The sequence below is a fragment of the Mesorhizobium sp. M7D.F.Ca.US.005.01.1.1 genome (genome assembly GCF_003952545.1).
GTDB lineage: Bacteria > Pseudomonadota > Alphaproteobacteria > Rhizobiales > Rhizobiaceae > Mesorhizobium > Mesorhizobium loti.
Genome location: NZ_CP034453.1, coordinates 5,746,432 through 5,767,258 on the forward strand (window position 1 = coordinate 5,746,432; position 20,827 = coordinate 5,767,258).

25 protein-coding genes are annotated in these 20,827 nt (G+C 63.1%); 10 read left to right on the forward strand and 15 right to left on the reverse strand.

Annotated elements, in window-relative coordinates; genetic code table 11:
* Positions 1–873: a S1C family serine protease gene (locus EJ076_RS27995; protein ID WP_126070050.1), complete on the reverse strand. Its 873-nt coding sequence runs from the start codon at positions 871–873 to the stop codon at positions 1–3.
* 168 nt (positions 874–1,041) lie between these two features.
* Here EJ076_RS27995 and EJ076_RS28000 point away from each other — a divergent pair, with 168 nt between their 5' ends.
* Positions 1,042–1,992: a trypsin-like peptidase domain-containing protein gene (locus EJ076_RS28000; protein ID WP_126070051.1), complete on the forward strand. Its 951-nt coding sequence runs from the start codon at positions 1,042–1,044 to the stop codon at positions 1,990–1,992.
* 9 nt (positions 1,993–2,001) lie between these two features.
* On the opposite strand, the gene EJ076_RS28005 is transcribed toward EJ076_RS28000, so the two are convergent.
* Positions 2,002–2,427 carry a VOC family protein gene (locus tag EJ076_RS28005; protein ID WP_126070052.1) on the reverse strand — a complete coding sequence of 142 codons (426 nt, stop codon included), beginning with the start codon at positions 2,425–2,427 and terminating at the stop codon, positions 2,002–2,004.
* A gap of 66 nt (positions 2,428–2,493) precedes the next feature.
* Between EJ076_RS28005 and EJ076_RS28010 the strand changes: the two genes are divergently transcribed.
* On the forward strand, positions 2,494–3,120 hold the full coding sequence (locus tag EJ076_RS28010; RefSeq protein WP_126070053.1) for a TetR/AcrR family transcriptional regulator: 627 nt from the start codon (positions 2,494–2,496) through the stop codon (positions 3,118–3,120).
* Here the strand turns inward: EJ076_RS28010 and EJ076_RS28015 are convergent.
* Entirely contained in the window at positions 3,053–4,009 is a 957-nt protein-coding gene (locus EJ076_RS28015; protein ID WP_126070054.1) for a LysR family transcriptional regulator, read from the reverse strand. The two genes, EJ076_RS28010 and EJ076_RS28015, sit on opposite strands and share 68 nt — an antisense overlap.
* A gap of 109 nt (positions 4,010–4,118) precedes the next feature.
* Here EJ076_RS28015 and EJ076_RS28020 point away from each other — a divergent pair, with 109 nt between their 5' ends.
* Positions 4,119–4,754 (forward strand): FMN-dependent NADH-azoreductase, encoded by a 636-nt coding sequence (locus EJ076_RS28020; protein ID WP_109660051.1) that lies wholly within the window; start codon positions 4,119–4,121, stop codon positions 4,752–4,754.
* Positions 4,755–4,810: 56 nt separating this feature from the next.
* Here EJ076_RS28020 and EJ076_RS28025 read toward each other — a convergent pair whose 3' ends face one another.
* Both EJ076_RS28025 and EJ076_RS28030 read right to left on the reverse strand, forming a co-directional pair.
* Entirely contained in the window at positions 4,811–5,110 is a 300-nt protein-coding gene (locus tag EJ076_RS28025; RefSeq protein WP_126070055.1) for an AzlD family protein, read from the reverse strand.
* Complete coding sequence (locus EJ076_RS28030; protein ID WP_126070056.1) at positions 5,107–5,841, reverse strand: AzlC family ABC transporter permease; 735 nt, start codon at positions 5,839–5,841, stop codon at positions 5,107–5,109. Before EJ076_RS28030 ends, EJ076_RS28025 begins: the two co-directional genes overlap by 4 nt.
* A 173-nt stretch (positions 5,842–6,014) precedes the next feature.
* Between EJ076_RS28030 and EJ076_RS28035 the strand changes: the two genes are divergently transcribed.
* On the forward strand, positions 6,015–6,473 hold the full coding sequence (locus EJ076_RS28035; RefSeq protein WP_126070057.1) for an Lrp/AsnC family transcriptional regulator: 459 nt from the start codon (positions 6,015–6,017) through the stop codon (positions 6,471–6,473).
* Positions 6,474–6,498: 25 nt separating this feature from the next.
* On the opposite strand, the gene EJ076_RS28040 is transcribed toward EJ076_RS28035, so the two are convergent.
* Complete coding sequence (locus EJ076_RS28040) at positions 6,499–7,422, reverse strand: LysR family transcriptional regulator (RefSeq protein WP_126070058.1); 924 nt, start codon at positions 7,420–7,422, stop codon at positions 6,499–6,501.
* Between the two features lie 128 nt (positions 7,423–7,550).
* On the opposite strand from EJ076_RS28040, the gene EJ076_RS28045 reads away from it, so the two are divergent.
* The 3 genes from EJ076_RS28045 to EJ076_RS28055 all read left to right on the forward strand — a co-directional run bounded on the left by EJ076_RS28045 (position 7,551) and on the right by EJ076_RS28055 (position 10,606).
* Positions 7,551–8,069, forward strand: a complete 519-nt coding sequence (locus EJ076_RS28045) for a cupin domain-containing protein (RefSeq protein ID WP_126070059.1) — start codon at positions 7,551–7,553, stop codon at positions 8,067–8,069.
* Between the two features lie 9 nt (positions 8,070–8,078).
* Entirely contained in the window at positions 8,079–8,996 is a 918-nt protein-coding gene (locus EJ076_RS28050; RefSeq protein WP_206438744.1) for an alpha/beta hydrolase fold domain-containing protein, read from the forward strand.
* A gap of 407 nt (positions 8,997–9,403) precedes the next feature.
* Entirely contained in the window at positions 9,404–10,606 is a 1,203-nt protein-coding gene (locus tag EJ076_RS28055; protein ID WP_126070060.1) for an MFS transporter, read from the forward strand.
* 142 nt (positions 10,607–10,748) lie between these two features.
* On the opposite strand, the gene EJ076_RS28060 is transcribed toward EJ076_RS28055, so the two are convergent.
* Both EJ076_RS28060 and greA read right to left on the reverse strand, forming a co-directional pair.
* Positions 10,749–11,189: a hypothetical protein gene (locus EJ076_RS28060; RefSeq protein WP_126070061.1), complete on the reverse strand. Its 441-nt coding sequence runs from the start codon at positions 11,187–11,189 to the stop codon at positions 10,749–10,751.
* A 134-nt stretch (positions 11,190–11,323) separates the two neighbouring features.
* Complete coding sequence (gene greA / locus EJ076_RS28065) at positions 11,324–11,806, reverse strand: transcription elongation factor GreA (protein WP_126070062.1); 483 nt, start codon at positions 11,804–11,806, stop codon at positions 11,324–11,326.
* A 116-nt stretch (positions 11,807–11,922) separates the two neighbouring features.
* Here greA and EJ076_RS28070 point away from each other — a divergent pair, with 116 nt between their 5' ends.
* On the forward strand, positions 11,923–12,810 hold the full coding sequence (locus tag EJ076_RS28070) for a hypothetical protein (protein WP_126070063.1): 888 nt from the start codon (positions 11,923–11,925) through the stop codon (positions 12,808–12,810).
* Between the two features lie 168 nt (positions 12,811–12,978).
* On the opposite strand, the gene EJ076_RS28075 is transcribed toward EJ076_RS28070, so the two are convergent.
* Both EJ076_RS28075 and EJ076_RS28080 read right to left on the reverse strand, forming a co-directional pair.
* Positions 12,979–13,278, reverse strand: a complete 300-nt coding sequence (locus EJ076_RS28075) for an HlyU family transcriptional regulator (protein WP_126070064.1) — start codon at positions 13,276–13,278, stop codon at positions 12,979–12,981.
* A 113-nt stretch (positions 13,279–13,391) separates the two neighbouring features.
* Positions 13,392–14,060: a PadR family transcriptional regulator gene (locus tag EJ076_RS28080; protein ID WP_109660037.1), complete on the reverse strand. Its 669-nt coding sequence runs from the start codon at positions 14,058–14,060 to the stop codon at positions 13,392–13,394.
* A 270-nt stretch (positions 14,061–14,330) separates the two neighbouring features.
* On the opposite strand from EJ076_RS28080, the gene EJ076_RS28085 reads away from it, so the two are divergent.
* Positions 14,331–14,588 carry a DUF2798 domain-containing protein gene (locus tag EJ076_RS28085; RefSeq protein ID WP_126070065.1) on the forward strand — a complete coding sequence of 86 codons (258 nt, stop codon included), beginning with the start codon at positions 14,331–14,333 and terminating at the stop codon, positions 14,586–14,588.
* A gap of 65 nt (positions 14,589–14,653) precedes the next feature.
* Here the strand turns inward: EJ076_RS28085 and EJ076_RS28090 are convergent, their stop codons facing one another.
* The 3 genes from EJ076_RS28090 to EJ076_RS28100 all read right to left on the reverse strand — a co-directional run bounded on the left by EJ076_RS28090 (position 14,654) and on the right by EJ076_RS28100 (position 16,446).
* The gene (locus EJ076_RS28090; protein WP_126070066.1) at positions 14,654–15,022 is read right to left on the reverse strand and encodes a DCC1-like thiol-disulfide oxidoreductase family protein; all 369 of its coding nucleotides are present in this window, start codon (positions 15,020–15,022) and stop codon (positions 14,654–14,656) included.
* Positions 15,023–16,087, reverse strand: coding sequence for a DMT family transporter (locus EJ076_RS28095; protein WP_109660032.1), 1,065 nt, complete (start codon positions 16,085–16,087; stop codon positions 15,023–15,025).
* Positions 16,088–16,152: 65 nt separating this feature from the next.
* The gene (locus EJ076_RS28100) at positions 16,153–16,446 is read right to left on the reverse strand and encodes a GYD domain-containing protein (protein WP_109660030.1); all 294 of its coding nucleotides are present in this window, start codon (positions 16,444–16,446) and stop codon (positions 16,153–16,155) included.
* Between the two features lie 326 nt (positions 16,447–16,772).
* On the opposite strand from EJ076_RS28100, the gene EJ076_RS28105 reads away from it, so the two are divergent.
* Positions 16,773–17,828: a TauD/TfdA family dioxygenase gene (locus tag EJ076_RS28105; protein ID WP_126070067.1), complete on the forward strand. Its 1,056-nt coding sequence runs from the start codon at positions 16,773–16,775 to the stop codon at positions 17,826–17,828.
* A 26-nt stretch (positions 17,829–17,854) separates the two neighbouring features.
* Here the strand turns inward: EJ076_RS28105 and EJ076_RS28110 are convergent, their stop codons facing one another.
* Positions 17,855–18,340, reverse strand: a complete 486-nt coding sequence (locus tag EJ076_RS28110; protein ID WP_164548752.1) for a hypothetical protein — start codon at positions 18,338–18,340, stop codon at positions 17,855–17,857.
* 116 nt (positions 18,341–18,456) lie between these two features.
* Positions 18,457–20,478: an RNA polymerase sigma factor RpoD gene (rpoD, locus tag EJ076_RS28115; protein WP_109661301.1), complete on the reverse strand. Its 2,022-nt coding sequence runs from the start codon at positions 20,476–20,478 to the stop codon at positions 18,457–18,459.
* Positions 20,479–20,827: the final 349 nt, after the last annotated feature.

Sequence of the window (20,827 nt, forward strand, 5' to 3'; positions counted from 1 at the left end):
TCAGCTCAGCGGCTTTTCGCCGATTGTCAGCGCGACATCGCGCTGTTCGCCGCCGCGCACCACGCCCAGCGTCACCGAAGCGCCGGCGCTGTCGGGTCCAAGCCTGCGGATCAGGTCGCGCGGACCATGCACGGCCTCGCCGTTCCACGCCACGATGATGTCGCCGAGTGAGAGACCGGCGGCCTTGGCGGGACCATCGTCGTCGAGGCTCATCACCATCGCGCCCTGCGCATCGCGATCGCGCACCGGATGCAGGCCGGCGCCGAGATAGCCGCGCGCGACATGGCCTTTCTCACGCAGGGTCGCGACCGCCCGTTCGATCGTCTCGTAAGGCATGACCAGCGCCCTGTGGCGCGGTCCGAACAACAGCATTCCGATCAGCGCGCCCTTGGCATCGAGCACCGGCCCGCCCTCGAAACGGCCGCCGGCGCCGACGGCAAGATTGATGCGCCGGTCGATGGTGCCGCCGCGCATCGAGCGCCAGGCCGGACCGACTTCGCCGACCGAACCTGAGACGGCCAAAGCGGAACCGTGGCTGTTGCCGATGGCGATGGCGATGTTGCCCGGCCGCACTGCATCGGCCTTGGTCAATGGCGCAGCTGTGACGACACTTGCCGGCTTCAGCAAGGCGACGCCGGTCGAAGGGTCGCGGCCGACCAGCTCGGCCTTCACGGTCTCGCCCGAGGCCAGCACCAGCTCGATCTCCTCGCCGGCCTCGACGGCCTCTTCGGCGGTGACGAAATAGCCGTCACGCCAGTGAAAGGCGCTTGCCGTGCGGTGATGATGCGTGGCGAAACTCGCCGTTGCCGGAGCCGCTTGTGCCGCGAGATCGGCGATGGCGTCGGAAAATGCATTCAGATTGAAGTCGCTCATGAATATCTCCTGGGTTCATCCATGCCCCAGATATCGCTCGACAGCGCGCCCGGAGGTACTCGCCTGACGGCTAGTTGCTGGTTTGACTGGCCATCTGGTCAGGTCGCGACGGTTCGGCCCGCTCCGCACATATAGTCATCCTTTCGCCTGAAAACACGGAGCCTGATCATGGCCCTCGCCGCCACCAAATTCCAAACTGATGACACGTTGCTCGACGCCTATTCGACGACCGTTGCAGACGCCGTCGACCGCATCGGCCCGGCCGTCTGCCGCATCGAGCGCGTCGGCGGTCAGGGCGGCCATGGTTCGGGCTTCGTCATCGCGCCGGACGGGCTGGTGGTCACCAACTTCCATGTCGTCGGCGACGCCAGGACGGTACGCGTCTCGATGCCGGACGGGTCGTCCAGCGAAGGCCGCGTGCTGGGCCGCGACCCCGACACCGACATCGCGCTGGTGCGCGCCGATGGCAGCTTTGCCGATGTCGCACCGCTGGGCGATTCCAAGCGGCTCAGGCGCGGCCAGATCGCAATTGCCATCGGCAATCCGCTCGGTTTCGAATGGACCGTCACCTCCGGTGTCGTCTCGGCGCTGGGCCGCTCAATGCGCGCCTCCACCGGCCGGCTGATCGACGACGTCATCCAGACTGACGCGGCATTGAACCCCGGCAATTCCGGCGGGCCGCTGGTGTCGTCGGCTGGGGAGGTCATTGGCGTCAACACCGCCATGATCCATGGTGCGCAAGGCATTGCGTTTGCGGTTGCTTCCAACACCGCCAATTTCGTCATTTCGGAGATCATCCGCTTCGGCCGCGTGCGCCGCGCTTTTATCGGCATCTCGGCCGACACCACAAACCTGCCGCGCCGCGCCGCGCTGTTGTCGCAAGTATCGAGTAAAACAGCGGTGCGGCTGCGCAGCGTCGAGAAGGATGGCCCGGCGGCCAAGGCGGGCCTGAAGGAAGGCGACATCATCGCCGCCATCGACGGCCGCCCGGTCACCGGCGTCGACGACCTCGTGCGCATGCTCGACGCCGAACGCATCGGCCGCGAGACGCTGTGCACGGTTGTACGCCGAACCGGCGTCAGTCAGGTGACGGTGACGCCGGTGGCAAGGGCGAGCTGAGACGGCCGCTCAGGCTCCCGCCGCCCCCTCCGCATATTGCGCTAGAAACTCCTGGCTGGGCGGGATCGGCTTGATGACGTCGATCAACACGCCGTTGGGATCTTTGGTGATGAAGTGGCGCTGGCCGAAGGGCTCGTCACGCAGGGAGCGCAGGATTGGCAGGCCGGCAGCGACGACCCGCTCATAAACTTCATCGGGATCGCGAACCTCGAAATTGATCAGCAGGCCCGATGTGCGGCCCCGCCCCTCTTCCGGGATCGTTTCATGGTCACCCTGGACGATGCCGAGATTGACTCTTCTGGTCTCCACCGATTGCAGATGCACGTACCAGTCGCTTTCGAACAGCGGCTGGAAGCCGAAATGCTTCACATAAAAAGCCGTCGTGCCGGCGACGTCGCCTGTCATCAGCACCGGGTAATAGCTCGTCGTCTTCATCTTTCCTTCTCCCGTCAATTAACATACAGTCTGCATGTACATTGAATTAACATACAGGCTGCATGTATGCAACAGGATTCCGCGCGCCGTTCCAACCGCGACCGCACCGAAGCGACGCGCGCCGACCTGATTGCCGCGGCGCGAAAGCTGTTCACTGAAAAATCCTATGCCGAGACCGGCACGCCGGAGATCGTCGCCGCCGCCGGCGTCACGCGCGGAGCGCTCTACCATCACTTCGCCGACAAGCAGGCGCTGTTTGCCGCCGTGGTCGAGCAGGAGGCGGCAGCGGTCGCCGAAGAGATCGAGCGCGCCTCGCCGCCATCGCTGTTTGCCCGCGACGCATTGATTGCCGGCTCCGACGCCTATCTCGCCGCCATGCGCGCGCCCGGCCGCACGCGGCTGTTGTTGCTGGATGGTCCGGCCGTGCTTGGCCGCGCCGCCATGGACGCGATCGACAACCGCCATGGCAACCGCTCGCTGCGCGAAGGGCTGGTCGCGGCAATGCGGGCGCAGACGATGACGAGATTGCCGGCGGAGGCGCTGACCGCGCTGTTGGCGTCCGCCTTCGACCGCGCCGCCCTGGCGATCGAGGCCGGCGCCTCAGCCGAGGATTACCGCACTGTCCTCATGGCGCTGATTGATGGGCTGTCTCCGGCTCTTCCTCAGGCACCTCGCCCGGCTCGAACTCGTTGAAGCAGCCGAGTTGGCGCTTGAACTGGTCGATCAGCCAGGCCGCCGCCGGCTTCGGGCTGCGATCGTTGCGATGCATGGCAAACAGCGGCGAACTCACCTCCCTGAAGGACTCGAGGTCGAGTTCCACCAGCCGGCCGCTCGCCAGATCGTCTGATATCAGCCAGCGCGGCAGCCCGCCCCAGCCCAATCCCTCACGCATCAGCGTATGCTTGGTGCGCAGGTCCGTCAGCCGCCAGGTGCGGTAGGCAAAGACGCCAAAGTCGCGCCCCTTGGTACGCTCCGACTGGTCGGTGACGACAAGCTGCGTGTATTCGCGCGCATCCTCGATCGCCACCGGTTTCGGCAGCCGCGCCAGCGGGTGGGTGGGGGCGGCAGCCAGCACGATCGACATGAAGCCGATGCGCACGAGATTCACGTCGACCTCGCCCAGCAGACCGCCAATGCCGAGATCGGCCTGCCCGCTGACGACATGATCGGGGATCAGGCCGAGCGAGCCTATGTGCAGGCGCAACATCACGGTCGGAAACTGCGCCTCGAACGCCTTCAGCACCCGAACCAGGACCGGCGAAGGCAGCGCTGAATCGACCGACAGCGCAACTTCGGCCTCCAGCCCCTGATGGTGGCCATCGACGCGCGAGCGCATGCGCTGCAGCACGCCGACCATGCGGCGTGCGTCCTCAAGCATCGCCCGGCCGATCTCGGTCAGTTGCGGCTCGCGCGTGCCCTCGCGCTCGAACAGTTTCAGCCCGAGCTGCACCTCGAGATTGGCGATGCCGTAGCTGATCACCGACTGCGCCCGGTTGAGCTTGCGGCCGGCGGCCGAGAAACTGCCGGCTTCGGCGACTGTCACAAAGATCTGAAGTTGGTCGAGCGTCGGGTTCGGCTGCATTGCTGTATCTATTTTGTTGATGGATCGTATAGAAAATATACCAGTTTATCGAATGGGTCGATAGCCCCATATGTGGCGGGACAATTCAATTCCACTGGAGAGACCCGCTATGTCCATTCTTCTTGTAACCTCGAGCCCGCGCGGCGCTGCCTCGCACTCAACCCGTATTGCTACCGAATTCGCCGAGAAGCTGCTTGCCGCCGACCCGTCGAACACGCTTGTCGTGCGCGACCTCGTCGCCAACCCGCTGCCGCATATCGACGCCGATTATGCCAGCGGCATCTACACGCCTGTCGAAGCCCGCACCCCGCGCCAGGCTGAAGTCGTCGGCGTCTCCGACGTCGCGCTCGACGAACTGTTCGCCGCCGACACGGTGATCCTCGCCACCGGCTTCATCAACTTCAACATCTCTTCGACGCTGAAGTCCTGGGTCGATCACATCGCCCGTTCCGGCAAGAGCTTTGCCTATGGCGAGAACGGCCCCAAGGGCCTCGTCACCGGCAAGAAGGTCTATATCGTGCTGGCTTCCGGCGGCATCTATTCGGAAGGCGCTGCCGTACAGTTCGATCACGCCATTCCCTACCTGCGCGGCGTGCTCGGCTTCCTCGGCATGACCGATGTCGACGTCATCCGCATCGAAGGCGTCGGTATGGGCCCTGACGCGGTGACCGCAGCACTCGCCAAGGCGACCGCCAAGGTCGATGCCGTGGTGGCAGCCAGCCGCGACGTTGCGGCAGCCGCATAAGGCGCCAAAGTTCATCCGCATCGAAAGGCAGGCGTTCGCGCCTGCCTTTTTTCGTTCTAGCCGATCAGATGTCTTAAAAGGCCCGCCGAAGCGACCCCGATCAGCACGGTCGGCAGCATGGAAAGCCGTGTGGCAGCAACAAAAGTGATGGCCAGAGCCAGAAGATCGGCCGGATTCCGTGACACGAAGGCCGGCGCGATCACCGAGATCAGCACACAGCCGGGCGCCGCCTCCATCACCGCCGCGGCGCGGGCGCTGAGCGTGCGGTTGCGCAACACGACGTAGCCGCCGATCCGGGTCACGTAGGTAACGCCGGCCATCAGAACGATGATAAGAAGGGTCGCAGCATTGATCATGCATCACCTGCCATCCGCCAGGCCGCGACCAGCCCCGATACCGCACCGGCGGCGACATACCAGGCGCCCGGGACGAAGAGATAAAACAGCGCCGCGACGACGAGGCTGACCAGCCACGGCCGCGCCGCGGCCGTGCTCGTCCACATGCCGCGCATCAGCACCAGGAAGACGGCTGGAAACGCCATGTCGAAACCGAAGGTCTCGACATGGCCAAGCATCGGGCCGAGCACGGCACCCAGCGTGGTGAAGGCCACCCAGGTGAGATACATCGCCAATGCCGCGCCCATATAATAACGCGGACTGAAGGCCGGCGTGATGCCTGCCGCTGCACGCTGCCTGGCATCGGCAAGCCCGAGCGCCCAGCTTTCGTCGCATAGGAAGAACAGCGCCGGAAACACCTTGCGCCTTGGCAGATCGCGCAGGAACGGCGCCAGTGCCGCTCCCATCAGCAAATGGCGGCTGTTGACCAGGAAAGTGATGGCGACGATGAGCACGATGTGCGGCGGCGACGTCCACAACTGGATCGCCGCGAATTCCGAGCCGCCGGCGAAGTTCAGCCCTGTCATCATGGACAGTTCGACCGTGCTCAGCCCTTTCTGTGTGGCCTGGGCGCCGAGCACCAGCGCATAGGGGATGGTGCCGAACAGCACCGGCGCGCAGGACGTCACGCCACGGCGGAACTCGGATCCCGAGCCATCGCCCGCCGCCTCGACTGCCTGTGAAATGCTCATGGCTATCCATCGGCTAGCCTGGCGGCCGCCGCCTCTGGTTGCGTTTGGAATCTCGTGAATGTCGGCGGCAAACATACCGGCACCGGCTCAAAATTTGGTTGCGAAGATTGTTGTATTTCACCGAATTTTGGCATTGAGTGTCACAGATTGCCAAATAGATGGAATCCAAAGCCATGAAGCTGGATGAGATCGACAAGCGGATCCTGCGGGCACTGCAGCGCGACGGGCGCATGGCCAACAATGATCTGGCCAGTGAAGTCGGGCTGTCGCCCTCGCCTTGCCTGCGGCGCGTGAAGCTGCTGGAGGAGGCCGGAGTCATCGACCGCTACGTCGCCGTGCTTAACCCCGCCAGCATCGGCAAAGGCCTGACCTTCTTCACCCGCATCTGGCTGACGACGCAGGATGAGGACACAATCGAACATTTCGCCACCGAAGTGGCCAAGCTGCCGCAGGTGATGGAGTGTTACCTGATGCTCGGTGATTGCGACGCCATGGTGCGCGTGGTGGCGGCCGGCATCGACGACTACCGCCGCTTCCAGTCGGAGCATCTGAGCCGCATCAAGGGCGTGCAGAACGTCAAGACCGACGTTCCCAGCCAGACGATCAAATACACGTCGGAACTGCCGATCTGAGTCACAGGCAAAAGGACACCGGATATTAATCCGTCTCGGCGATGCCGCCTTGCCAATGCTCGTTGGGAACAGAGACCTCGCGCATGAAATCCACGAAGCTTCGCACGGTCTGCGACAGTTCGCGCTTGCTCGGGAACAGCAGATTGACCTCGACCGGCGCGATGTCCCAATCGGTCAGGAGCGGAACGAGACGGCCTTCGGCGAAGTCGTCGAGGCACAGATAGGTAGAAAGCACGCCGAGACCGGCGCCGTTGCGAACCAGTTGGTGGATGGTCAGCGCATCGTTGACGCTGACCCGGTTGCGGACATCGACCGTGGCCATCTCGCCGCCCCGGTAAAAATGCCAGGTCCGCGTCCGGCCGTCGCCGCGAGGCATTTCGATGCATTCATGCTCGGACAGATCGGCCGGCGTCAGCGGCGTGCCATGCCGGCTGAGATAGTCCGGCGAAGCGGCGAGGCAGCGGCGCACGCTGCCCAGGCGCGTCGCCACCAGTGCGGAGTCCGGTAGCGGGCCCATCCGGATCGCCACGTCGACCCGTTCCGCGACAAGATCTAGGTCGCGGCTGGTCAGGTCGAGCGTGACGTCGACATGGGGAAAGCGGGCAAGGAATTCGGGCAGGTGCCGGGACAGGACATTGATGCCGAAGCCGATGCCGGCGCTGACCCGCAGCAGGCCGCGTGGTTCGCCGCTCAGGCCCCCGACATAGGCAACCGTCTCGTCGATCCGCGACATCAACTCGACGCAGCGCGTTTGCAGCGCCTCCCCGGCGGCGGTCAGGATGACCGCGCGGGTGGTGCGCTGAAACAGCCGCGCGCCCAGCACCTGCTCCAGCCGCGCGATGTTGCGGCTGACCGTCGATTTCGGCAGGCCGAGCACCCGGCCGGCAGCCGAAAAGCTGCTGGTCGCCGCCACTTTTTCAAAGACGCGCAAGTCGTTGAGATCGATCACGCGAGTGACTGTTCCACCTGCGGGACAGTGAGTCCAGCCAGTCGAACGAGCTTTTTGCTGCTTCGGCACCAGCTAGCAGCTACCACTGAGAAGAAGGCTGGGAGCCTCGCCTGCCTGGAGATCAAGACATGCCTGAGTTCAAAATCCCTGCGGACGACCTCGATCGCCAGCTGTCGGTCGTCGATCCCGACGATCCGTCGCTGCAGCACCTGGCTGTGGTGGGCGACACCTCCACCGTGCTCCTCTCCGGCGCGCAAACGGCAGGGCGCTTCTGTCTGATCGACATGAAGGTTCCCGATGGCGGCGGCCCCGGTCCGCACCGGCATGATTTCGAGGAGATGTTTCACCTGCTGGAAGGCGAGATCGAATTCACCTTCCGTGGCGAGAAAAGCGTGGCCAAGGCGGGCATGACGGTGAACATCCCAGCCAATGCGCCGCATTCCTTCAAGAATGTCTCGGGATCGGACGCACGCATGTTGTGCATGTGCGCACCCGCCGGACAGGAGGTATTTTTTGCCCAGGTCGGAACACCTGTCGAGAGCCGCACCGCATCCGCGCCGAAACTGACAAAGGACGAATTCGGCGCCTTCCTCGCCAAAGCCGCGGTGCTCGCGCCGGAATTCCGCACCGAACTTCTCAAACCTTAGGATCAACTCATGAGCGTCGAAATCCACCCCCAGGACGAGCGCGACCGCGCCGTCATGTTGGCGATGCGCGACCTGCTGGCCACGCTGCCGGCGCTGGAGTTTGCCCCGGCGTCGCGGCCAGCCTTCGAAGAGCTGATGCAACACACGCCTGCCGCCGACGGGATCAGCTTCGAGACAGGCACGGTCGGAGCGGTACCGGGCGTATGGTGCCGACCAAAGGCCGGCGCAACGCGCGCCACGATCCTCTACCTTCATGGCGGGGCCTATGTTCTGGGTTCCGCCGTCGGTCACCGCAACTTCGTCAGCCAAATCGTGCAACGCGCCGGCGCACCGGCCTTCATTCCCGACTACAGGCTGGCGCCGGAGCATGCTTTTCCGGCCGCCGTCGACGATGCTCTCAGTGTATTCACTGACCTTTGCGACATGGGCCATGAGGCGATCGCGATTGCGGGCGACTCGGCCGGCGGTGGCCTTGCACTGTCGCTGCTAGTGCTGGCGGCGGCCAGGGCCAGTAAGGGCGCCGGCGTCATGCCGCGTTGCGCGGCGCTTATGTCGCCATGGACCGACCTTGCGCTTGCCGGCGGCTCTATGGTGACGAGAGCCGAGGCGGATCCGCTGGTGAAGCGCGACGAACTGAAAAAGGCGGCCGACCACTATCTCAAAGGAGTCGATCCCACCGACCCCAGGGCCTCGCCGCTATATCAGCCTCTGGGCGGACTGCCTCCGCTGCTGGTGCATGTCGGCGACGACGAGATCCTGCTCGACGATTCACGCCGGGTGGTCGAAGCGGCGACCGGCGCCGGCGGCGAGGCGGCGCTGCACGTCTGGAAAGGCATGACCCATGTCTTTCCCTCCAACCTCGCCCAGTTGCAGGCCGCGCGTCAGGCTGTCGACATGATCGGTGCCTTCATCCGCCGGCATCTCTAGGGCAAACCTCAAACACGCTGAGTGGCCGAGTTCGACTTCAGGGCGAACCATGCTCGCGCGAGATATTCGGATTAAGCTGGGTGACAGCAACCGAACCAATCAATCGAATGGTCCCACAGATGGAGTAGCCCGCGTGCGGAGATAAATCGCACTGGTGGCCATGCTCGCCAGCGTAGCGAACACATAGGCAAGGCTAGCCAGCGGTTCACCACAGGAATAGCGCAGCAAGTCAGCCGATGCCACACCGATCACGACAAGCGCCGTGCGGAAAGCCGCGTGGGCGGTTGGGAAAACGGCGCCATTCAGACTGGATAAAAAATGCAACCGGATTGTAGGATCGGCCTCGGTGCCAGCGTCCTTCGGACGCAAGCAGCGCGCAGCGCTGCCCTCTGGCATGGGAGATTTGAATGAGCATTTCCTATCGTTGGGTCATCGTCGCCGCTGGCGCGCTGATGTCCTGTGTCGCCATCGGCACGATGTTTTCGCTGGCGATCTTCCTCGAGCCGATGGCGATCGACACCAACTGGTCGCGCGCCGGCATTTCCAGCGCCATGACGCTGAATTTCCTGGTGATGGGCCTTGGCGGCTTCGCCTGGGGCGCCATTTCGGACCGTTTTGGCGCCCGCATCGTCGTCATGATCGGCGCTGTGCTGCTCGGGCTGGCGCTGGTGCTGGCCAGCCGCGCCGGTTCGCTGCTGAGCTTCCAGATCACCTATGGCGTGCTGGTCGGCCTCGCCGCCAGCGCCTTCTTCGCGCCGATGATCGCGCTGACCACCGGCTGGTTCGACACCAACCGCAGCCTAGCCGTCTCGCTGGTCTCGGCCGGCATGGGGGTGGCGCCGATGACGATCTCGCCCTTCGCCCGCTGGCTGATCTCGGCCTATGACTGGCGCACCGCCATGTTCGACATCGGCATCACCGCCTGGGTGCTGCTGTTGCCGGCCGTGCTGCTGGTCCGCCAGCCGCCAAAGCCCGCAACGGCGGATGTGGCCTCGGCGCCGGCCCCCGAAGGCGCTGGCCTGACGGTAGGCCAGGCACTGCGCTCGCCGCAATTCATCGTACTCGGCCTCACCTTCTTTGCCTGCTGCGCCGCACATTCCGGGCCGATCTTCCACATGGTGAGCTATGCCATGCTGTGCGGCGTCGCCCCCATGGCGGCCGTCTCGATCTACAGCGTCGAGGGTCTCGCAGGCCTCGGCGGTCGGCTTTTCTACGGCGTGCTGGCCGACAGGCTTGGCGTCAAGCCGGTGCTGATCGCGGGCCTGGCGATCCAGGCGATCGTCATTGCCGCCTATCTCTCGATCAGCCGGCTCGAGCAGTTCTACATGCTGGCCGTCATCTTCGGCGCCACCTATGGCGGCGTCATGCCGCTCTATGCGGTGCTGGCGCGCGAATATTTCGGCCAGCGTATCCTCGGCACCGTGTTCGGCGCCGCCACCATGCTGTCCAGCCTCGGCATGGCGCTGGGACCACTGGCCGGCGGCATGGTGTTCGACGCCTACGCCAACTATTCCTGGCTGTTCATCGGTTCGGCCGTCATTGGCCTCGGCGCGGTGGGTATTGCAATCGCCTTTCCGCCACTGCCGCGACGCGAGTTGCAGGTGGCATAGCGGGCAACAGGAGTTGTGATTGAAAGAGCGAAGGTCGGATCCAAAGCCGACCTACGTCTTCCACGATGCGAACGACCTTGCCGAAGCTGCCGTCGCTCCGGGAGCCTTTCGGTCCGCCCATCCAAGGACTGACGAACCCTTTTTACTTCACCGTGATGGCCATACCGCTGAGATCGGCGTTGACTTGCAGGCCTACCTGCTTGCCTGTGAGTTCGAGTTGGGCGCCCTTGTCATTGGTCATGACGATCACCTGAGCCCCTTTGCCGAGAGCGCCGCCGCCGCCCGCCGCCCCGTAGACCCCCGTCACATCCCGGGCGCGTCTGATATGGCGCACTGTCCCGCGGAAATAGGTCTTCGAAACCCCGAAGGCGAGGCCGCCCGAGACGGCGCCGACGGAGATGGGGTAGCTGCGACCATGGAAGGTCAGCGTGCCCTCGCCTCCGGATCCGCCCACGAAGAAGGCCGCCTTGTAGACGGCGAAGCGAATCGTGCCGCTGTCGGCATGCGCGGCACTGGCAACACTGACGGCCCCGGCGGCTATGGCGGCAACCGCGAGTGAACGAATTCTGGACGAAATCATCATGATGAGAGCTCCTCAAGTGGCCGCTTGCCCAACGGTTGGGCTCGTCAGCGTGGTACCAAAGTTACAATTGAACAGTCTCGCCCGTCATTGGTTCCAGGCACTCGCCCCGGTCGTGCGCCATACCTGATGTCCAACTAGGAAATGGACAGGATCTCAAGTTCGCGTTGCCCCAGCTGGACAAAGTCGCCAACGGTTTTGCCAGTCAGCGCGATGGCAACCGGCGAACCATGCGATATGGAAGCCTGAGACGGGTTGGCCTCATCCTCACCGACGATGCGAAAGGTCTGCGTGCGGCCATCGTCACGCTTGAAGGTAACCGTGTGCCCGAAGGCGATCACTTCATTGGACGAGGGCACCGACATGAGCTGGGCCGTACGGACGCGCTCGGCATAATAGCGCATATCCCGAACCGGAACCGCTGACTGCCGTCGCCTCTCGTTGACATCTTCCAGCACGTTAGCGGCCTCGAGAGCCTGCTGAGCGCGAGCCAATTCAACCTGCAGCATCTTGAGGCCCACCTCGGTGACGAGGTTGATCCGGTCGGAGATAGGGCGAGCCGGCAGGATGGTTTCCGATGCCGCCTCGGCGCTTTCCTCCTTGGCAAATGCTACGCTCAATTGTCGAGACTCTTCTTCATGGACGCCATCCCTTGCCGACGGAATTCTAAAAAAGGTTGTGTCGGACAGGCCTGAGACGATAGCAATTATTCTGCTGTTTGCGGGGACTTTTCATCGTGACAACTCGCCTGCGTCCGCTCGCAACCTTTTGCTTGATCGTCACAGGCTTCTTTGCGGCCCTGGTTGCTACCGCATCGGCCGCCGCGCAGCAGAAAACGCCCGAAGTGTGGCCGATGAATTTCATTTTGGTTCGGAACGGTGATTGCACGGTAAGCTGCGTCCAATGGATCTCTGCCGAAGGCATCATCAAACCTGACACAGCCGGACAATTTGAGAAGTTTCTGAGAAAGCTGAAAGGCCAGAAGCTTCCTGTCGTGTTTCAGTCTGGCGGCGGGAACGTGGATGCTGCGCTCGAAATGGGACGCATGATCCGCACCGCCGGCCTCGAAACTGCGATAGGCAGGACGCAGTTGAACGGCTGTCCGATGCTGGTGCCGCGCTGTCCAGAAAAGATGGTCAGGAACGGCTGGTCGGAAGGGGAAGTTCATTCTGGCGGGGCATACTGTTTCTCGGCCTGCTCATGGGCCCTGGCTGGAGGCCAGGTCCGCGCTGCGGCTGCCAATGCCCGGATCGCCGTCCATCAGATAACGAACGGCCGGAAGAAACCCCGAATGCACAACGGCAGAAGAGACCTCGACGAGATTTCGACGGTGCCTGATCCGGCGCTGAAGCAGATGATGTCTGATTATTTCGACGAAATGGGCATCAACAGTGCCGATGTGTTCGCCATGATGGGGCTGGCAACGCCGCAGGGCCTTTATAATGTCTGGGACGCTGAAGCGCTCAAATCAGGCATCATAACGAAAGTCTACTCGGAGTCGGAAGAACCGGGCTACGTCATCGGTGGAACGGATGTTACCGATCCGGCCGCGCCCACGCCGGCGGCTACTCCTGTGCCGGCGGTTACCCCAATGCCGGACGAGCTCATGCATTTACTGCCATAGCGTCCGGCAAGGCGGCCTCTAGAGTGAGCCGGCTTTGACGGCATAGCGGGGCGTATTGCGGAGACCAGGTCTTGTTTTGGCAATTCCCGACAGGCGTGGCAGCATCTTCATGTTGAACGATTGGGCTCATTGCGAGATGCCGAGGATCTTCGCCTCGACCGGTCTTGCTTACCCGAAAATCCGCTCGCCCTGCTCGTCGACCAGTTGCATGCCCTTCTTGATCGAGATGTCGACGGCGTCGTCGAGCCCGGCGAAGCGGTCGGCGCGGATGAATTTGTGTTCCTTCACCACGCCGTCGATCTCCTTGGAGACGATGCCGCAGGTCTGGTACTGGCCATCCGTCTTGTAGGGCGTGGCGCTGATCAGGAAACCCTTGTGCTCGACCTGCTTGGCCGGCGCCATGCTCTTTGGCTCACCCGCCTCGGCTCCGCCGCCACCACCGCCGAAAAGACGCTTCAGAAAAGACATCGGGCTTCCTCCAACAGCATTCATCCCGCACCATGTAGCGTGGCGCGGGATGAATTTCACTATCGGTCCTTGGCCTGGCGGGCAAGGGCTGCGCCCTGCCGTGCCGGAAGAGCTTACTTGTGCGACAGCGCTTCCAGCGCCTCGGCGGCGGCTTCGAGGATGGCGATTGCCTCGGCCTGCTTATCAGCCGGGGCATCGACGAAGTCGCCGAGAGCCGCGCGCAGCCGGTGGCGGACAGCGCGGAATTCGTCGCGCGCCTCCGAGCGGCCGCCGCGGCGCCCGCCCTCTTCGCGCTCGTCGTTCCAGCCGAACCAGTCGCGCGCCTTGGCCATCTTGCGGCCGAAGCGCTCGAGATGCTCGAGCACGCCATCGATCATCTCGCGGTTGTCGGCGAGATGCGCTTGGCCCGCCTCGGTGATCGAGAACACCTTCTTGTTGCCGTCGGCGGCGGAGGCGGCATAGCCGGCCTCTTCCAGGAAGGTCAGTGTCGGATAGACGACGCCCGGGCTCGGGCTGTAGATGCCGCTGGTGCGCTCTTCCAGCGCCTTGATGATGTCGTAGCCGTGGCGCGGCGCCTCGGCCAGCAGCGACAGCGTGATCAGCTTGAGATCGCCGTCGGCCAGCATGCGGCCAGCGCGGAACATGTCGCCCGGGCCGCCGCGTCCACCGCCACGACCACCGTGCCCGAACGGGCCGAAGCCGCCGCCGCGCCCGCCGAATTTGCCGGCCATGTGCATGAACATGCGCTCGCCGAAATGATTGTTCCCAAAATGTTTGTGCATTGATTGCTCCTTGAGTTCTATCTTACGATATATCTTAATTAGGCAAGCCAATCGGTGGAGTCAAGATATATCTTACGATGTATCTCGATATGGCGCCGGAGGCTTGCTTTCAGCGAAACGTGCCGCTAGAAGGCCCGCGAGCGCCTCGGCCGCTCCGTAAGCGTCTGACGTCAAGCAACGCATCCAACCCCGGTCTTCCGGGCAATTCAGCCGGTCACCGGCGAATGGATGCCAATGCGACGGACCGGACACTTCAGGGAAACTCCCAAAATGACTGCAAGACATCAGCGCAGGAAGCTGCCTGCGCGCTATGCCGCTGTTCTCAGCCCGCTGGTGCTATCGCTGTTGATGACCTTCATCGTCTCGTTCATCTCGACGTTGAAAAGCCTTGGCTTCCACCCCGACCTGCCGTCCATCTGGCGGACCGCCTGGGGCCTGTCCTGGCTGGTGGCGTTTCCGACGCTGCTGCTGGTTCTGCCGATAGTACGCCGCATCGTCGGCGCGCTCTGCGAGCCGGCCAGCCGATAAGGCCACGCGAAAAAGGTCCGGAGATTGTCTTCCGGACCTTTGCACTTCTGGTCAATGACGAACCGCTACCAGCGACCCTTGCGCCGGTTCCAGGCATAGAGCAGGTCGGCGAAACGATCATAGGCAAAGCGTGTCAGCGGCAAGACAGCCGGATTGCCGAACAAAGTCGCCAGCCAGCCCTCGCCCGGCGTGACCTTCCATACGGCGATGGCAACGTCGGCGCCGACCAGCAGCCTGCCCGCCGCGTCGGTGGCGTGCAGCCGGCGGCGGATATCCTCAAGCGACGCGCCATGTCCAGCAAGCGCTGCCGGTTCAAAATTGATGTCTCGGAACTCGATCCGCCTAGCCTTGATCGCTTCAATCAGCCGCCGCTTCTGCCTGCTGATACCGGCATCGCAGACCGGGCAGCGCGTGTTGTACCAGACGGTCAGCATTTATCCGTGGCCATGCCTGTGGTGCAGGTCGGGATAATGCGGATGCCGGTGGCGCATCGGCGCATGCCGGTGCCAGTGCGAATGCGGCTCGCTCACCGGCCCGTCATGCTGGTGCTGGTGGTGCTCGTCATGCACATGGCTGTGCTCGTGTTCCAGTTCCTCGTGGTCGTGCTCATGCTCATGGCGTTCCGACAGATGCAGCCACAGGCCGGCGCCCATCAGCAGCCCGGCAACCGCCAACTTGAGCGTGACGGCGTCACCCAGTATGGCGATTGCCAGCAACGCGCCGATAAAGGGGGCGAGCGAGTAATAGGCCCCTGTCCGTGCCGTGCCTAGATGACGCAACGCCACGATGAACATCACCAGGCTGACCCCGATGCCGAAGAAGCCTACGGCCGCGATGACTGCCACGACCGACGCCGGGGGGAACGAAGCCCCGCCGGCAAGCGCCAGCCCGACATTGACGACACCCGCCACCAGCCCCTTGAGCATGGCGATCACCACCGGGTCGGTGGCCGAGATCCTGCGCGTGAAATTGTTGTCGATCCCCCAGGCCACACAAGCCCCTGCCACCAGCAGGGCGCCACGGTTGAAGGCGATACCCTCGCCTTGCCACGACAGAAGAACGGCGCCCGCCAGAATGGCGAAGGCACCCAGAAGCAGACGCCGGTCGACATTCTCGCGATAGACGAGCCAGGCGATGGCCATCGTCGCCAGCCCTTCCAGATTGAGCAGCAGCGCCGAACTGGACGCCGTGTTGAGGGTCAGGCCGAACATCAGCAGCACCGGCGCGATAACGCCACCCATGCCGATTGCCAGCGCCAGCCAGGGAATATCCCCAGCGGTCAGCTGCGCTTCCCCGGCCGCGGCCTGCCTGCCCCGGAGCAGGCGGTACAGAGCGAGGCCAAGTCCAGCACCGAGATAGAGCAGCCCGGCCAGCATGAAGGGATTGACGCCCTCGAGCAGCAGCTTGCTGAGCGGCGGCGTCGCCCCGAACAAGGCGGCCGAGCCAAGCGCCAGCGGCACGCCAGGCCACAGATGAGAATGCGAATGCGGTTCGGACATGGCTATATCCTAGCGCAAGCTCCCCAGGAATGGCGATGCGCTTTACGCGCTGTTTCGTCACGGCCCTATCCGAGCGAGGTGATGATCTCGCGGTAGGCGAATTCGGGAAAGGCCTTCAGTGTCCGCGTCCTGACATTGCCGCTCGCCGCCAGCATCAGCGAGAAACGCGCCAGCACCGCGTCGTCGGGCGCTTCGACCACCGCCACCATGTCGTATTCGCCCATGGTCAGGTAGAACGCCTTGAACGACCCACCCATATCTCCCAGCTGCTTCCTTGCGGCGTCGAGCCGCTTCGGTGAATCGCGCACGTTTTTGGCGCCCTGCTCCGTCCAGTTCATCAGCACGATGTAGCTTGTCATGGCACACCTCCTCCGGGGCCACGGAGCACGGCGGCTTCGCCGGGGCGGGCATCCGGGTTGTCGCCCAGAAATGCATCCGATACGAAATTATCCTCCCGCGGCGAACGTCCCGCAAGGACTATCGCTCCGGCGCACGATTGCTGGGTGAAGGCGAGCCTCGCGCCAGGCGCCACGAAGACGGCGGCATGGCGACGACGGCAAACAGTCGGCGCCGACCTGGGAAAGCCGGTTTAAAAACCCGCCCGATTGCGGCAATCTCCGTCGTGGCCGTCAGCCTGGGAAATCCCCGGCGGTGTCCGAGACGGGTCCGGCCGCAGGAGAGCTTCATGCGCGAGACCATCGAGCTGCCGCCGGGAAAGATCGAAAGTCCTGCCGCGTGGACCGGCGAGGACATGGCGAAGCATCCGCAGAATTGGCTGGTCGAATTGGACCCGCAGGACGTCGCGGAATTGGAAATGGCGGCAACCGGCTTTCTCGCCCGCTCGCAGGATATCGGCAATTTGACCAAGGCCGATTTCCCATTGCCCAGGCTTGCCGGCCATCTTGCCGCCCTTCGCGAAAAACTCATCGCAGGCATCGGGTTCGAGGTGCTTCGTGGTCTCCCGGTCGAAAAATACTCCGCGCAAATGGCGGCAACGGTCTTCTGCGGGGTCGGCGCGCATCTGGGAAGCGCACGATCCCAGAATGCCCAGGGCCATATACTCGGCCATGTCCGCGACACAGGCGCCGACGCCAGGGATGCCACGACCCGCATCTACCAGACGGCGGAGCGCCAGACGTTTCACACCGACTCCGCCGACGTCGTCGGCCTGCTCTGCCTGCGGGATGCCATGCAAGGCGGCGAGTCCCTGCTGGTCAGCACGGTGACGATCTACAACGAGATGCGCAAAAGACGGCCCGATCTGGTGCGCCTGCTGTTTGATCCGATCGCCACCGACCGGCGCGGCGAGATACCGGAAGGGGAAAAGCCCTACTTCGAAATCCCGGTCCTCAACTGGCATGCAGGATTGCTGACCGGCATCTATCAGCGCCAATACATCGACAGCGCGCAACGCTTTCCCGATGCCATGCGGCTGAGCTCAGCGCATGTCGAAGCGCTGGATCTCTTCGACAGCCTTGCCAATGACCCGAAACTGAACCTGTCGATGCGGCTTCGGCCGGGCGACATGCAGTTTGTCTACAATCATTCGCTGCTGCACGACCGCATGGGTTTTCGCGATTGGCCAGACCCGGACAAGCGTCGCCATATGCTGCGCCTGTGGCTGTCGATTCCCGGCGACCGTCCGCTGCCCGAGTGCTTCAGGCAGCGTTATGGCTCGATAGAGATCGGCGACCGAGGCGGCATCATCGTCAGGGGGACACGGTTGAACGTGCCGTTGTGACCGACAATCCCTTGTGGAAATTGCGGTTAGTGAACAACATGAATTTCCACCGCAAAAAGCCCGTCCGTCGTGCCGCGCCCGGATAACACCACCCCGATGCCCCGATGAAGCGTCTTATGAAATTCGCCGGAGATACCGCATAGTGTGCCGGTCAGAATTGGCATCCCCGCCAGATCGACTTTATGCTGGCAACGGAATGATGAGCCCGCCGTATCGCCAACTGAAAACTCGAGTTGCGTATCCTCACCCACCAGTGCAGCCAACCAAAGCGGATATACTGTCAGCACTGTTGCACGGACAATAATCCAGACAAAGAAGGGCATCACAAGAACGCCGAAGACGGAAACAAGAAAGGCTTTGATGGATGTGTCCGGGGCCCGAAAGTCCTTCACAAACTTTCGGCAGAAAAAAAGGACCGCCAGACAGGTAACCGCCATCGCTACCGATTTCGCGATCATATCGTGATCGCTCACATAGGCTTGCGACGGCACAAAAGAATGGCCGAAGCTCATAGCCGTAATGAGAACCCACCCGTGAATGGCAAGGCCAGCCACACCGAAAAAGATCAACCGGTGGAGACGTCTGCGGGGCAGTCGTCTCTCCGTTGTCTCCCCCACGCAAGCAAGCCTTAGCTGTCGAGGAAGCTGCGCAGCTTGCGCGACCTGCTCGGGTGCTTGAGCTTGCGCAGCGCCTTGGCCTCGATCTGGCGGATACGCTCGCGCGTGACCGAGAACTGCTGGCCGACTTCTTCCAGCGTATGGTCGGTGTTCATGCCGATGCCGAAGCGCATGCGCAGAACGCGTTCCTCGCGCGGCGTCAGCGAGGCCAGCACGCGCGTGGTGGTCTCGCGCAGATTGGCCTGGATCGCCGCGTCGATCGGCAGGATCGCCATCTTGTCCTCGATGAAATCGCCCAGATGCGAATCCTCCTCGTCGCCGACCGGCGTTTCGAGCGAGATCGGCTCCTTGGCGATCTTCAGCACCTTGCGCACTTTTTCCAGCGGCATGGCGAGCTTTTCGGCCAGTTCTTCCGGCGTCGGCTCGCGGCCAATCTCGTGCAGCATCTGGCGCGAGGTGCGCACGATCTTGTTGATCGTCTCGATCATGTGCACCGGAATGCGGATGGTGCGCGCCTGGTCGGCGATCGAACGCGTGATCGCCTGCCTGATCCACCATGTCGCGTAGGTCGAGAACTTGTAGCCGCGGCGATATTCGAATTTGTCGACCGCCTTCATCAGGCCGATATTGCCTTCCTGGATCAGGTCGAGGAACTGCAGGCCGCGATTGGTGTATTTCTTGGCGATGGAGATGACGAGGCGCAGATTGGCCTCGACCATTTCCTTCTTGGCGATCGCCGCTTCGCGCTCGCCCTTCTGCACCTGGTTGACGATCTTGCGGAATTCCAGGATCGAGATCGCCGTTTCGGTGGCGAGGTTCTGGATCTCGGCGCGCAGGTCCTTGATCGCGTCCTTCTCGTTCTTGGTGAATTCCTTCCAGCCGCGCGAGGTCAAATTGCCGATCGCGCGCGTCCAGTTCGGGTCGAGCTCCGAGCCTTGATATTCCTTCAGGAACTCTTCGCGGCGCACGCCATAGCTTTCGGCGAGCCTGAGCAGCTTGCCTTCGTTCTGCACCAGGCGCTTGTTGATGTCGTAGAGCTGCTCGACCAGCGCCTCGATGCGCGCCGTGTTGAGCGACAGCGACTTCACTGCCTTGATCAGCTGGTCCTTCAGCTCCTTCAGCCGGCGATCCTGGCTGGGCGAAAGTGTGCCGGCCGCAGCCAGACGGTTCTCGACCTGCTGGTCCTGCAGCTTGCGCAGCTTCTTGTAGGTGTCGGCGATGACGTCGAGCGTCTCCATCACCTGCGGGCGCAGTTCCGCTTCCATCGCCGCCAGCGACAGGCTCGCTTCGTCCTCGTCTTCCTCGTCGTCATCGACCAGCCCGCGCGTATCGGCGCCGACATTGGTGATGTCTTCTTCCTCGTCGCGCGAACGGCGCGGCTTGTCCTCGACCTTGGCTTCCTCGATGCGCTCGACCACCGGCGCCTGCTTGGCCTCGGGGCCGGCATAGGTGGCTTCGAGATCGATGATCTCGCGCAGCAGGATCTTGGATTCGTTGAGTTCGTCGCGCCAGATGATGATGGCCTGGAAGGTCAGCGGGCTTTCGCACAGGCCGGCGATCATCGTCTCGCGGCCGGCCTCGATGCGCTTGGCGATGGCGATTTCGCCCTCGCGCGACAAAAGCTCGACCGAGCCCATCTCGCGCAGGTACATGCGCACCGGATCGTCGGTGCGATCGGTCGGTTCTTTCTTGGTGGTGGTGGCGGCGACTGCGGTGCCGGTCTGCTCAGCCAGCTCGTTGGCGTCTTCCTCGGCATCGGCCGCCGTGTCGGCGGCCTCGGGCTCCTCGCCCTGCTCGTCGTCCTCGACCACGTTGATGCCCATGTCGGACAGCATCGCCATCGTGTCTTCGATCTGCTCGGAGGTCACTTCCTCGGAGGGCAGCACCGAATTCAGCTCGTCCATGGTGACATAGCCGCGCTTCTTGGCGGCCTTGATCATCTTCTTGACAGCATCATCGGAAAGGTCGAGCAGAGGGCCATCGGTGGCGCCTTCGCGTTCGGTTTCGACCTCTTCCTTTTCCTTTGTCGCCATAGTCTTTATCTTCTCCTCGCGGCCGAACATCGAAGCCGCGTAAGCTGTCGGACCAGTCAAATCGGATGCGCTCTTATGAAACGCGCTTCACCGGGCCAGTAACTGCATCAACTCGTTCGTTTGGTGAATGTCGTTGCCCCAAACCGGTTTCCCTTTTGGGCGACATGCATTAAGTCCAGATTAACCCTGATATCTGTGGCAGGCAGGCTGCCTGTCCAGTGACCAGTACCCTCACATCGCTTATTTCCCGTCGACGCGGGTTCGGGTTAACGTTTCGAATCGTCCTGATTCCGCCAATCTGCCAGAAGGTCAAGCGCCTCTCGCATGATTCGCATGAAAAAAGCGAATC